The following is a 12,707-nucleotide window of genomic DNA, read 5'->3' as shown; positions in this document are numbered from 1 at the left end:
GCCGGGGGCAGGTGCGGCGCGCAGCCGGTCCAGGGCGCGGAACGGATGGTCGGCGCGGATCTTCGGCGGGCCCGCGGCGGCCTGGGGCGCGGTGCTGGTCGCGGCCGACAGGGCCTCCGCGAGGCCGCCGAGCTCGACGTGGACCACGAGGACCGGCTTGCCGGGCACCTGCTCGGCCGCGGACCTGAGCGCCTCGGCGAGGGCGGCGTCGCCCGCGGATCCCTCGCCGACCGCCGGGATGGCCGTCACGATCACCGCGTCGTACGCGTCGTCGGCGAGCGCCCGCGCGAGGGCCGCGTGGAAGTCCGCCGGCGTGGCCGCGGTGGTCAGGTCCAGCGGGGTCGAGGGCCGCAGCCCCTCGGCCACGCACGCGTCGTAGGTGAGCAGGCCCAGCGACTCGGAGTTGCCGAGGATGGCCACCCTGGGTCCGGTGGGCAGCGGCTGGCGGGCGAGCAGCAGGCCGGTGTCCACGAGTTCGGTGATGGTGTCGACGCGGATCACTCCGGCCTGCCGGAGCAGCGCGGACACCGTGGCGTGCGGCAGGCGCGTGGCGCGGACGGCGTGGCCCTGCGGGGCGGTTCCCGAGCCCTGCACGACGACCAGGGGCTTCGCCGCCGCCGTGCGCCGGGCGAGGCGGGTGAACTTGCGGGGGTTGCCGATGGACTCCAGGTACATGAGGACGACGTCGGTGTCCGGGTCGTCGTACCAGTACTGCAGGACGTCGTTGCCGGAGACGTCCGCGCGGTTGCCGGCGGAGACGAAGGTGGAGACGCCGGTCACGCCGGTGACGCCGCCGCCGCGCCGGTGCAGCCGGGAGAGCAGGGCGATGCCGATGGCTCCGGACTGGGCGAACAGGCCGATCCGGCCGGGGCGGGGGGTCTCGGGGGCCAGTGAGGCGTTGAGCCGGACGTCCGGGGAGGTGTTGATGATGCCGAAGGCGTTCGGGCCGATGATCCGCATGCCGTACGCGCGTGCGTGCCGCACGAGTTCACGCTGGCGCTCGCGTCCTTCGGGGCCGCTCTCGGCGTACCCGGCGGAGAGCACCACGAGTCCCTGCACGCCGTGGGCCCCGCACTCGGCGACGACCTCGGGGACCTGCTCGGCGGGGACGGCGACGACCGCGAGGTCGACGGGGCCGTCGATGTCGCGCACCGAGCGGTGCGCGGGGACGCCGTCGAGCTCCTTCTGCTCCTCGGTGAACGCCTTGTTCACCGCGTACAGGCGGCCGTTGAAGCCGTAGTCCCGGATGTTGCCGAGCACGCTGCGGCCCACGCCGCCGGGGGTGCGGCCGACGCCTACGACGGCCACGGAGCCGGGGGTCAGCAGTCGCTGCACGGACCGCGACTCGGCGCGCTGCTCGCGCGCGTACTGCACGGCGAGCGAGCGGTCGGTGGGCTCCAGGTCGAACTCCAGGCGTACGACGCCGTCCTCGAAGCTGCGCTTCTGGGTGTACCCGGCGTCGGTGAACACCTTGATCATCTTGACGTTGGCGGGCAGCACCTCGGCGGCGAAGCGGCGGATGCCGCGCTCACGGGCGACGGCCCCGATGTGTTCGAGGAGCGCGGAGGCCACGCCCCGCCCCTGGTGGGCGTCCTGCACGAGGAAGGCGACCTCGGCCTCGTCGGCGGGGGCGGAGGCGGGCATGCCGTCGGCGCCGATGCGGTCGTAGCGTACGGTGGCGATGAACTCGCCGCCGACCGTGGCGGCGAGTCCCACCCGGTCCACAAAGTCGTGGTGCGTGAAGCGGTGGACGTCCTTGGCGGACAGGCGAGGGTAGGGCGCGAAGAAGCGGTAGTACTTCGACTCGTCCGAGACCTGCTCGTAGAAGCTGACCAGGCGATCGGCGTCGTCGACGGTGATGGGCCTGATGCGCGCGGTGCCGCCGTCGCGCAGCACCACGTCGGCCTCCCAGTGGGCGGGGTACTCGTGCCGGTCCGACGCGCTCTGCATGGGCCCCAGAGTACGGCTCGCGTACGACAACGGCGCGAGGCAGTCTGTGGAGAACGCGCGAGAACGCACAGGGACGAAAAGTCGGGCCGAGGCCGCGGTCCGACGTCTCACCCCGGAGGGACTCCTGGTCCTGTCCGGAGACACTTCACGTGTGGGAAACTGGTCTAGACAACCCTGAACACCGAAGGGCAGCATCACATGGCTGAGCGCCGCGTCAACGTCGGCTGGGCCGAGGGCCTCCACGCCCGCCCCGCTTCCATCTTCGTCCGGGCCGCCACGGCCGCAGGTATCCCGGTGACGATCGCCAAGGCCGACGGCAACCCCGTCAACGCGGCCTCCATGCTGGCCGTGCTGGGCCTGGGTGCCCAGGGCGGCGAGGAGATCGTCCTCGCCTCCGACGCCGAGGGCGCGGAGGTGGCCCTCGACCGGCTCGCGAAGCTGGTCGCCGAGGGACTCGAGGAGCTTCCCGAGACCGTCTGAGCACGGCTGCACCGAAAAGCACCGAGGGGCTCGTCCGAATTATCGGGCGGGCCCTTCGCATTTCCCTTTCACGGGCAGCGGAAATAACGCCCCCGAATTACTCCCTCTTTGTATACGGTGCCCGTGTTAATGCCGGACGCCTGTCACGTTTACAGGATGTTGCGAGGTCCTCACACGGTCCGAGCGGTCCTGCCCGGAGGTGAATCGCAGCCGGTGCGCCGCCCCCGAGCGCTCGGTGTGCACCGCGGTGATCGCCCGCGCGCGCTCGGCGTCCCCGCGGGCCACCGCGTCCACGATCGCCCCGTGCTCCGCCCAGGACTCCACGGGGTCGGCCGGCGCGTCCACGGCGTACATCCAGGCGATCTTGTGCCGCAGCTGGGTCAGCATCGAGGTCAGCGCGGGGCTGCCGGAGGCCTGCGCGAGTGTCTCGTGGAACCAGCCCCCCAGGGAGCGCAGATCGTCGCTGTTGCCCCGCCTGGCCCGCTCCTGGCCCAGCCTGACCAGGCCGCGCAGCACCTTCAGATGGGCCTCGGTGCGCCGCTGGGCGGCCCGGGAGGCGCCGAGCGGTTCGAGGAGCATGCGCATCTCCAGGAGGTCGGCGCCCTCCTGCTCGGTCGGTTCGGCCACGCACGCGCCCGCGTGCCGCCGCGTCACCACGAAGCCCTCGGCCTCCAGGGTGCGCAGGGCCTCGCGGACGGGGACGCGGGAGACGCCGTAGCGGCGGGCGAGCAGTTCCTCGGTGAGCCGGCTCCCGCGCTCGTGGACACCGGCGACGATGTCGTCCCGGATCGCCGTGCATACCGAGTGCGCCGGAATACGCATGTCCGACCTCCGTCTTAATCCCCGTGAAACGTCGCCGATTGACGTGTGTTCAGTGACTCTATTGCAATGAGCGGGAATTTCCGACGGCGGACCGGAATCCAGGGATATTTTTTGGACAACGGGGCGCTGGAAACGACGAAACCCCGGCTCGGGGAGCCGGGGTCTCGCGGGGATCGCGCTTCGGGTCGTCAGACGTTCACGCCGTGCGAGCGCAGATAGGCGACGGGGTCGATGTCCGAGCCGTACTCGGGGGTGGTGCGCGCCTCGAAGTGCAGGTGCGGTCCGGTGACGTTGCCGGTCGCGCCGGACAGCCCGATCTGCTGGCCGGGAGTGACCGACTGGCCGACCGAGACGCCGATGGACGACAGGTGACCGTACTGGGTGTAGGTGCCGTCGGCCATCCTGATCACGACGTTGTTGCCGTAGGAGCCGCCCCAGCCGGCCTCGACGACGGTGCCGCGGCCGACCGCGTGCACGGAGGTACCGCTGGCGGCGTGGAAGTCGACACCGGTGTGGCTGCCGGAGGACCACAGGGAGCTGCTGCTCTGATAGCCGGTGGAGATGTAGGAGCCGGAGATCGGGGCGACGAAGGCGTTGAGGCGCCTGCGCTCGGCCGCACGGGCGGCGCGCTCCTTGGCCTCGCGTATCTCCTTGGCGCGCGCCTCGGCCTTGCGCTTGGCCTCGGCGGCCGCCTTCTTCTGCGCGGCGGCCTGCGCCTGGGCCTCGGCCTGGGCGTCGAGCTGGTCCGCGAGGGAGTCGCCGTCGACGGAGACGACGGGCATGAGGCCGGTCTGCTCGACGGAGTTGTCGGCGGCGAGCGCCGGGGTGGCGATGGTGCCGATGACGCCGGTGGTGGCGAGGGCCGCGACACCGGCCGCACGGGCGGTGGTGCGCTTGATGCGGCTGGGACGACGGTGCTTCCCGGTGGCGCAGGTGAACGCCATGTGGTGGCTGGTCCTTTCCTTCCTTCTCGCCTACCGGGTTAGCTGACGGGTTCGGAGCAGGAAGGTCTCCTACGGACCCCCTCGCGGTGCGCGGGCGTCCGATTCACCCCAGGGACGTGTGGTGGGTCCCCGGCTCCCCTGGCTCGCGCCGTACGGGGACTCGGCGATGACTGTCCGGTGCCGCGGACGCGGCGCAGTGCCTGACGGACAGCCCGGAAGACGCTAAGCGGGGCGGCTTTCAAGACCCAAACGGATCAGGGGGTTTGTAGCGCATCCCACAGGGCAGACAGGCAACCTCCCACCCAATTCGGACATCGAGGGGCCCTGGTGACACGGTCGTCACCAGGGCCCCTCCACGCGCGTGCCGTTGACTACTCGGCGCTCACGACCTTGACCTCGCCGATGCCGAGGGCCTCGACGGGCTCCTTGATGGCGGCCGCGTCGCCGACCAGGATCGTCACCAGACGGTCCACCGGGAAGGCGTTCACGACGGCGGCGGTGGCCTCGACGGTGCCGGTCGCGGCGAGCTGCTGGTACAGGGTCGCCTGGTAGTCGTCGGGCAGGTGCTGCTCGACCTGGTCGGCCAGCGTGCTCGCGACGGCGGCGGCCGTCTCGTACTTGAGCGGCGCCACCCCGACGAGGTTCTGCACGGCGACATCGCGCTCGGCGTCGGTGAGGCCGCCCTCGGCGAGCGTGCGCAGCACCTTCCACAGGTCGTCCAGCGCGGGGCCGGTGTTCGGGGTGTCCACGGAGCCGCTGATGGCGAGCATCGCGGCGCCCGAGCCGTCCGGCGCGGACCTGAGGACCTGCCCGAACGACCGTACGCCGTAGGTGTAGCCCTTCTCCTCGCGCAGGACGCGGTCCAGGCGGGAGGTGAGGGTGCCGCCGAGGCAGTACGTGCCGAGCACCTGCGCGGGCCACACGCGTGCGTGCCGGTCGGCGCCGATACGGCCGATGAGCAGCTGCGTCTGGACGGCGCCGGGGCGGTCCACGATGACGACCCGGCCGGTGTCGTCGGCGGTCACCGGCGGCACCGGGCGCGACTGGGCCTGCGAGCCGGTCCAGGAGCCGAGCGTGTCGGCGAGCAGCGCGTCCAGGTCGATGCCGGTGAGGTCGCCGACGACCACGGCGGTCGCGGTGGCGGGGCGCACGTGCTTCTCGTAGAAGGCGCGTACGGCCGCGGAGTCGATGGTCTCGACGGTCTCCTCGGTGCCCTGGCGCGGGCGCGACATGCGCGAGTCCGCCGGGAACAGCTCCTTGGAGAGCTCCTTGGCGGCGCGGCGGGACGGGTTGGCCAGCTCGTGCGGGATCTCGTCCAGGCGGTTGCGGACGAGGCGCTCGACCTCGCTGTCCGCGAACGCGGGCGCCCTGAGCGCGTCGGCCAGCAGCCCGAGGGCCTTGGCGAGACGGGAGGCGGGCACTTCGAGGCTGAGGCGGACGCCCGGGTGGTCGGCGTGCGCGTCGAGGGTGGCGCCGCAGCGCTCCAGCTCGGCGGCGAACTCCTCGGCGGAGTGCTTGTCGGTGCCCTCGGAGAAGGCGCGCGCCATGATCGTGGCGACGCCGTCCAGGCCGGCCGGCTCGGCCTCCAGGGGCGCGTCCAGGAGCACCTCGACGGCGACGACCTGCTGGCCGGGGCGGTGGCAGCGCAGGAGGGTCAGGCCGTTGTCGAGCGTCCCGCGCTCGGGGGCGGGGAAGGCCCAGACCTTGGGCTCGCCGGCCTGCGGCTGCGGGTGGAATTCCATCGCGGCGAGCTCGGTCACTTGGCCGCCTCCTCGTTCTCGGTGGCTTCTACGGTCGCCGCGGACTGCGGGTCCTCGGCGGCGTCCTCGGCACTGTCGGCGATCTCGGCGGGGGCGGTGGGCTCGTAGACGAGCACCGCGCGGTTGTCGGGCCGCAGCCTGGCCTGGGCGACCGCCTGGACGTCCTCGGCGCTCACCTCCAGGACGCGCTGCACGGCGGTCAGGGCGAGCTGGGGGTCGCCGAACAGGACGGCGTAGCGGCACAGTTCGTCGGCGCGGCCCGCGACGGTGCCGAGCCGGTCCAGCCACTCGCGCTCCAACTGAGCCTGGGCGCGCTCCATTTCCTCGGCGGTCGGGCCCTCCGCGGCGAACCGGGCGAGCTCCTCGTCGATCGCGGCCTCGATGACCGGCACCTCGACGTCACCGGAGGTCTTCACGTCGAGCCAGCCCAGGGAGGGCGCGCCGGCCAGGCGCAGCAGTCCGAAGCCGGCCGCGACGGCCGTACGGTCGCGCCGTACGAGCCGGTTGTAGAGGCGGGAGGACTCGCCGCCGCCGAGGACGGTGAGGGCGAGGTCGGCCGCGTCCGCCTCGCGGGTGCCGTCGTGCGGCAGCCGGTAGGCGGCCATCAACGCGCGCGCGGGCACCTCCTCCTCGACGACCTCGCGCAGCTGCTCGCCGATGATCTCGGGCAGGGAGCCGTCGCGGGGGGCGGGCTTGCCGTCGTGCGAGGGGATGGAGCCGAAGTACTTCTCGACCCAGGCGAGCGTCTGCTCCGGGTCGATGTCGCCGACGACCGACAGGACGGCGTTGTTGGGCGCGTAGTACGTGCGGAAGAACGCGCGCGCGTCCTCCAGGGTGGCCGCGTCCAGATCGGCCATCGAACCGATCGGGGTGTGGTGGTAGGGGTGGCCCTCCGGGTAGGCGAGCGCGGTGAGCTTCTCGAAGGCGGTGCCGTAGGGGACGTTGTCGTAGCGCTGCCTGCGCTCGTTCTTGACGACGTCGCGCTGGTTCTCCATCGACTCGTCGTCGAGGGCGGCCAGCAGGGAGCCCATGCGGTCGGCCTCCAGCCAGAGCGCGAGCTCCAGCTGATGGGTCGGCATGGTCTCGAAGTAGTTGGTGCGCTCGAAGCTCGTGGTGCCGTTGAGCGAACCGCCCGCGCCCTGTACGAGCTCGAAGTGCCCGTTGCCGTGCACCTGCTTCGAGCCCTGGAACATCAGGTGCTCGAAAAGGTGAGCCAGGCCGGTACGCCCCTTGACCTCGTGGCGCGAGCCGACGTCGTACCAGAGGCACACCGCCGCGACCGGGGTCAGGTGGTCCTCGGAGAGCACCACGCGCAGGCCGTTGGCCAGGCGGTGCTCGGTCGCTGTCAGGCCCCCGGTGCCTGCCTGGTCTGTGGCCGTGTGACCCATGGGCATGTACGTCCCTTCGATCGCGGTCGCGGTCGTGGAAACCGCGGTTTTCCTGCCGGTCCTGCCACTGTATGCAAGCGTGCGGACCCTCGGCGAAGTTCCCGGAGCGCGTACGCCCACAGCGGATCGCGTAGCCTGCGGGCAACCGTGAGGGAGGCGCTGTGCGGTCCCCCGGGCCGGACGGCTCGTCCGGGCCCTGCCCGGACTGTCAGTGCCGCGGTCCACAATGGTCCGCGTCAGATCCCGTTCACGCTTCAGCAAGAGTGAGCCAAAGGGCCGACGTGAGCGACCCGTAGGCGAGCGACCAGAAAAGAGGAGCCGGCAGCGATGGCCCGCCGCAGCACGAAGACCCCGCCGCCCGACGACTCGTACGAGGAGCGGATCCTCGACATCGACGTCGTGGACGAGATGAAGGGCTCGTACCTCGAGTACGCGTACTCGGTCATCTACTCCCGCGCGCTCCCCGACGCCCGCGACGGCCTCAAGCCGGTGCACCGGCGCATCGTCTACCAGATGAACGAGATGGGCCTGCGCCCCGACCGCGGCTATGTGAAGTGCGCCCGCGTCGTCGGCGAGGTCATGGGCAAGCTGCACCCGCACGGCGACGCGTCGATCTACGACGCCCTCGTGCGCATGGCCCAGCCCTTCTCGATGAGCGTGCCGCTGATCGACGGCCACGGCAACTTCGGTTCGCTGGGCAACGACGACCCGCCGGCCGCCATGCGGTACACCGAGTGCCGCGCGGCCGAGGCCGCCAGCCTCATGACGGAGTCCATCGACGAGGACACCGTCGACTTCGCCCCGAACTACGACGGCCAGGAGCAGGAGCCGGGCGCGCTGCCCGCCGCCTTCCCCAACCTCCTGGTGAACGGCGCCTCCGGCATCGCGGTCGGCATGGCCACCAACATGGCGCCGCACAACCTCACCGAGGTCATCGCGGCCGCCCGCCACCTGATCCGCTACCCGAACGCGGATCTGGACGCCCTGATGAAGCACATCCCGGGCCCCGACCTGCCCACCGGTGGCCGGATCGTCGGCCTCTCGGGCATCCGGGACGCCTACGAGACGGGCCGCGGCACCTTCAAGATCCGCGCGACGGTGTCGGTGGAGACGGTCACCGCCCGCCGTAAGGGCCTGGTCGTCACCGAGCTGCCCTTCACGGTCGGCCCGGAGAAGGTCATCGCCAAGATCAAGGACCTGGTCGGCGCGAAGAAGCTCCAGGGCATCGCCGACGTCAAGGACCTCACCGACCGCGCCCACGGCCTGCGCCTGGTCATCGAGATCAAGAACGGCTTCGTGCCGGAGGCGGTCCTGGAGCAGCTCTACAAGCTGACGCCGATGGAGGAGTCCTTCGGCGTCAACAACGTGGCGCTGGTGGACGGGCAGCCCCTCACGCTCGGCCTCAAGGAGCTCCTGGAGGTCTACCTCGACCACCGCTTCGAAGTGGTGCGCCGGCGCAGCGAGTTCCGCCGCACCAAGCGTCGCGACCGGCTGCACCTGGTCGAGGGCCTGCTCACCGCCCTGGTCGACATCGACGAGGTCATCCGGATCATCCGCTCCAGCGACAACTCCGCGCAGGCGAAGGAGCGCCTGATCGAGCGCTTCTCGCTGAGCGAGATCCAGACGCAGTACATCCTGGACACGCCCCTGCGGCGCCTGACCCGGTTCGACCGCATCGAGCTGGAGTCGGAGCAGGACCGGCTCAACGCGGAGATCGCGGAGCTGACCCGGATCCTGGAGTCGGACGCCGAGCTGCGCAAGCTGGTCTCCGCCGAACTGGCCGCGGTCGCCAAGAAGTACGGCACCGAGCGGCGCACGGTCCTGCTGGAGGCCGGCGCCACGGCCCCCGTGGCCGCCGTACCGCTCCAAGTGGCGGACGACCCGTGCCGGGTGCTGCTGTCCTCGACCGGGCTGCTGGCCCGTACGGCGAACGGCGAGCCGCTCGCGGAGGAGCCCGGCGGCAAGCGTGTCAAGCACGACGTGATCGTCTCCGCGGTGCCGGCCACCGCGCGGGGCGAGGTCGGCGCGGTGACGTCGTCCGGCCGTCTCCTGCGACTGAACGTGATCGACCTGCCGCAGCTCCCGGAGACCGCCGCGAACCTGGCGGGCGGTGCGCCGCTGACCGAGTTCCTCTCCCTGGAGGACGGCGAGACGCTGGTCTGCCTCACCACGCTGGACGAGTCCTCGCCCGGCCTGGCCCTCGGCACCGAACAGGGTGTCGTCAAGCGTGTGGTCCCCGACTATCCGTCCAACAAGGACGAGTTGGAGGTCATCACGCTCAAGGAGGGCGACCGGATCGTCGGCGCGGTGGAACTGCGCACCGGCGACGAGGACCTGGTCTTCATCACCGACGACGCCCAGCTCCTGCGCTACCAGGCTTCCCAGGTCCGCCCGCAGGGCCGTCCCGCGGGCGGTATGACGGGCATCAAGCTCGCCGAGGGCGCGAAGGTCATCTCCTTCACGGCGGTGGACCCGGCGGCGGACGCGGTCGTCTTCACGGTCGCCGGCTCGCGCGGCACGCTCGACGACTCCGTCCAGACGACGGCCAAGCTGACGCCGTTCGACCAGTACCCGCGCAAGGGCCGCGCCACGGGCGGCGTCCGCTGCCAGCGGTTCCTCAAGGGCGAGGACTGCCTGTCCCTGGCCTGGGCGGGCGCCGTCCCGGCTCGCGCCGCGCAGAAGAACGGCACCCCGGCCGACCTCCCGGAGATGGACCCGCGCCGCGACGGCTCGGGCGTGTCGCTGGCGAAGACGGTGTCGGTGGTGGCGGGCCCGGTCTAGGCCGGTTCCCCGGGTTCCTCCTCGGTCCCCCGCACGTATCGCAGGACGCCCCACATGCCGGCCTCGTCGGCGTGCGGGGCGTCCCGCTGATCCGCCTTGCACGCCTCCAGCTCCTTGCCGAGGGCGGGGGTGTCGATGCCGGAGCCGATGAGGACGAGCTGGGTGAGACGGGGTTCCCCGGGCGGCCAGGGCTCCGGGTAGAACCGCAGGAACCGTCCCACGGCATGTACGGCGTACCGGTTGCGGACGTCGTACGGCCCGAAGCCGACGTACCCCTTGATCCGGTACAGCCCTTCGGGCCGGCTGTCGAGGAAGCCCATGAGGCGGCGGGGGTCGAGGGGCGTGTCCGAGGTGAAGGACAGGCTGTCGTAGGCGGCGTGCAGATGCCCCGCGTGGTCGTGGCCCTCGGGTCCGTCGGGGGTGTGCAGGTCGTCGAAGGAGAGCTGTCCGACGCGCTCCTCGCCGGGACGGCAGTCGAAGAGGAACTCCGGGTCGATGCGGCCGTAGCTGGCGGGGACGACGGCGGCGCGGTCGACGAGTCGGTGGACCAGCGCGAGGACGCGCTCGGCGTCGGCCGCCCGGTCGAGCTTGTTGACCACGACGAGGTCGGCGAGGGCGAGATGCCGGTCGAGCTCGGGGTGCTTGGCACGGGTGTCGTCGAACTCGGCCGCGTCGACGACCTCGACGAGACCGCCGTAGACGATGTCGGGCTGCTCGCTGGCGAGCACCATGCGGACGAGTTCCTGCGGCTCGGCGAGTCCGCTGGCCTCGATGACGATGACGTCGATCCCGGCGTCGGGACGGGCGAGCCTGGCGAGGTACCCGTCGAGCTCACTGACGTCGACCGCGCAGCACAGGCAGCCGTTCCCGAGGGAGACGGTCGAGTCGCCGAGCGCGCCGGCGACGGCCATGGCGTCGATCTCGATGGCACCGAAGTCGTTGACCACGGCACCGATCCGGCTGCCGCCGCTGCGATGGAGGAGATGATTGAGGAGCGTGGTCTTGCCGGACCCCAGGAATCCGGCGAGCACGACGACCGGGATCTGCCGGGGGCTCCCGCTCGGCTGACTCAACGTACGACCTCTTTCGCGCTGCTGCGTACACCGGATCGCGGTCCCGGCGCACGGACGGGGTGAAAATGCCGGACCAGGATACGAGCCGGAACAATCCCCTCGAAGTGAACGATTGTTAGCAGCACTTGCGGGGCAGACGTTGGGCAAGGCGCCGGTTCGTGCGACCCTCGCTTCCCTCCGTGCGCCTCCTCTCCGCCTCCCCCGCCGATCAGAGCCGCTCGGCACCCTGGGAGACGGCAAGCGCCGCCCACCGCTCGCCGGTCCCCATCAGTCGACCCGCACCCCGACGACCGGCGGACGGCCGTTTGAATCGGGGATTACATGGCCACACAGAGCTCTGCGGTACGGAGGATCGGATCCGCTGTCAAAGCGGGGGTCGCAGCCGTGATCCAGTCGGTCTCGGCCCCAGGTCAGCGGCAGCACAGGCGAGCCACACTCGCCGAGCAGCACAGGCTCCACTTCGACCTGCTGTGCAAAGCGATGGACGATCCGGCCCTGGCTGCGGTTCTCGACACCTACGAGACCGACATCCCTCTGGAGAAACAGCGCCAGTTCCTCTTCGCCAACGCGCTCTACATCAACGCCCTGTACTACTACCGCGTCGGCGCCCTCTCGAAGACGGAGTTGTACGGTCACCTGCGCGTGATGTGCCAGAACCAGGTGTTCCGCGACTACTGGGAGGCAACTCGTCACCACCGCAAGAGCCTGCCCGACACCTCGGAGGAGTCCGCCCTGGGGCGGATGACGGACGAACTCATCCAGGAGCTCGCCGAGGCGGAGACCGATCAATGGTGGGTCGTCGGCGAACTTCCGGACGAGTAGCGGCGCTACGACAATCGACTCCGCCGGCCCCCACGTCCTTGCGGCACCCGTACGGTATGCCCGAAACGGTCAAGAGGCATTGCGAGAGTTCACCCCAACGCCTGTGACAACTGGCGCACCAGACGCTCCGGAGAGCGGTAGGTTGTCGCTGGCCCCTCGCCGGGCGCGCTCCGGCGAACACCCCTTGCTCGGAGGAAGTCAGCTCCGACACACCTGTCCGGAGGCCGCCGGCCGGGAGGTCACACCCCCTCTCCCAGCCCGTAAGAAGGCGGTACCTCTTCGTGAAAATCGTGCGACGTGTCGGGGCTTCTCCTCGCGAGCGCGGCAGCGCCACTGGCTCGACCTGCCCCGACATCTTCGAGCTCAGCAACGGCGACTTCGCTGTCATCGGGCGCGAAGCCACCGCGGAACTCGATTCGGAGCTCCCTTCCGACGCCGCACGAGCCGACTATGAACGGATCGTGGTCATCACCCGCGAGACCCTGGTGCGGGCCAAGACCGACATCCCGGACGTCTAGACGGGCTCATGGCTGACATCGAGCAGGCGGCCGCACTCGTCAGTTCGGGTGCCGCGATTGTCACCGCTGTCACAGGTCTGGTGGCCGCGCTCAAGTCCCGTCCCCATCAGGAACACTCGGGCAGCGGTGTGGTGATGCCACCCGCGGAGGCAACTCCTGAGGAGCGCGC

The 12,707-nt window shown here is 71.0% G+C and carries 10 protein-coding genes and 1 riboswitch; of the genes, 4 read left to right on the top strand and 6 right to left on the bottom strand.

The window, feature by feature from the left end:
- A partial coding sequence (locus EHS43_RS03965) for a GNAT family N-acetyltransferase (RefSeq protein ID WP_260470370.1) occupies nt 1-1,950 on the bottom strand: 1,950 nt, incomplete at its 3' end.
- 198 nt (nt 1,951-2,148) lie between these two features.
- Here EHS43_RS03965 and EHS43_RS03955 point away from each other — a divergent pair.
- The gene (locus EHS43_RS03955; protein ID WP_125189119.1) at nt 2,149-2,430 is read left to right on the top strand and encodes an HPr family phosphocarrier protein; all 282 of its coding nucleotides are present in this window, start codon (nt 2,149-2,151) and stop codon (nt 2,428-2,430) included.
- Between the two features lie 126 nt (nt 2,431-2,556).
- Here EHS43_RS03955 and EHS43_RS03950 read toward each other — a convergent pair whose 3' ends face one another.
- The 4 genes from EHS43_RS03950 to EHS43_RS03935 all read right to left on the bottom strand — a co-directional run bounded on the left by EHS43_RS03950 (nt 2,557) and on the right by EHS43_RS03935 (nt 7,350).
- Nucleotides 2,557-3,252, bottom strand: coding sequence for a GntR family transcriptional regulator (locus tag EHS43_RS03950; protein WP_125189118.1), 696 nt, complete (start codon nt 3,250-3,252; stop codon nt 2,557-2,559).
- A gap of 188 nt (nt 3,253-3,440) precedes the next feature.
- Entirely contained in the window at nt 3,441-4,196 is a 756-nt protein-coding gene (locus EHS43_RS03945) for a M23 family metallopeptidase (RefSeq protein ID WP_125189117.1), read from the bottom strand.
- Nucleotides 4,197-4,209: 13 nt separating this feature from the next.
- A riboswitch (cyclic di-AMP (ydaO/yuaA leader) is annotated at nt 4,210-4,372 on the bottom strand.
- Nucleotides 4,373-4,567: 195 nt separating this feature from the next.
- Complete coding sequence (locus EHS43_RS03940) at nt 4,568-5,956, bottom strand: pitrilysin family protein (RefSeq protein WP_125189116.1); 1,389 nt, start codon at nt 5,954-5,956, stop codon at nt 4,568-4,570.
- The gene (locus EHS43_RS03935) at nt 5,953-7,350 is read right to left on the bottom strand and encodes a pitrilysin family protein (protein WP_125189115.1); all 1,398 of its coding nucleotides are present in this window, start codon (nt 7,348-7,350) and stop codon (nt 5,953-5,955) included. The genes EHS43_RS03940 and EHS43_RS03935 overlap by 4 nt, the downstream gene beginning before the upstream one ends.
- A gap of 321 nt (nt 7,351-7,671) precedes the next feature.
- On the opposite strand from EHS43_RS03935, the gene EHS43_RS03930 reads away from it, so the two are divergent.
- Nucleotides 7,672-10,125 carry a DNA topoisomerase (ATP-hydrolyzing) subunit A gene (locus tag EHS43_RS03930; RefSeq protein ID WP_125189114.1) on the top strand — a complete coding sequence of 818 codons (2,454 nt, stop codon included), beginning with the start codon at nt 7,672-7,674 and terminating at the stop codon, nt 10,123-10,125.
- Here EHS43_RS03930 and EHS43_RS03925 read toward each other — a convergent pair.
- A complete protein-coding gene (locus EHS43_RS03925; protein WP_125189113.1) occupies nt 10,122-11,198 on the bottom strand; it encodes a GTP-binding protein in 1,077 nt (358 codons plus the stop codon). The two genes, EHS43_RS03930 and EHS43_RS03925, sit on opposite strands and share 4 nt — an antisense overlap.
- Before the next feature lie 384 nt (nt 11,199-11,582).
- Between EHS43_RS03925 and EHS43_RS03920 the strand changes: the two genes are divergently transcribed.
- Together EHS43_RS03920 and EHS43_RS03915 are read left to right on the top strand one after the other, a co-directional pair.
- Nucleotides 11,583-12,020 (top strand): DUF6082 family protein, encoded by a 438-nt coding sequence (locus tag EHS43_RS03920; RefSeq protein WP_312023407.1) that lies wholly within the window; start codon nt 11,583-11,585, stop codon nt 12,018-12,020.
- A 281-nt stretch (nt 12,021-12,301) separates the two neighbouring features.
- Nucleotides 12,302-12,538 carry a hypothetical protein gene (locus tag EHS43_RS03915; protein ID WP_125189111.1) on the top strand — a complete coding sequence of 79 codons (237 nt, stop codon included), beginning with the start codon at nt 12,302-12,304 and terminating at the stop codon, nt 12,536-12,538.
- Nucleotides 12,539-12,707 lie beyond the last annotated feature (169 nt).

The organism is Streptomyces sp. RP5T (assembly GCF_003933965.1).
GTDB lineage: Bacteria > Actinomycetota > Actinomycetes > Streptomycetales > Streptomycetaceae > Streptomyces.
This window is presented reverse-complemented; position numbering and strand designations above follow the sequence as displayed.

Coding starts and splice junctions, on each gene's coding strand:
- EHS43_RS03955 (WP_125189119.1), top strand. CDS start 2,149: ATGGCTGAGCGCCGCGTCAACGTCGGCTGGGCCGAGGGCCTCCACGCC.
- EHS43_RS03935 (WP_125189115.1), bottom strand. CDS start 7,350: ATGCCCATGGGTCACACGGCCACAGACCAGGCAGGCACCGGGGGCCTG.
- EHS43_RS03950 (WP_125189118.1), bottom strand. CDS start 3,252: ATGCGTATTCCGGCGCACTCGGTATGCACGGCGATCCGGGACGACATC.
- EHS43_RS03945 (WP_125189117.1), bottom strand. CDS start 4,196: ATGGCGTTCACCTGCGCCACCGGGAAGCACCGTCGTCCCAGCCGCATC.
- EHS43_RS03930 (WP_125189114.1), top strand. CDS start 7,672: ATGGCCCGCCGCAGCACGAAGACCCCGCCGCCCGACGACTCGTACGAG.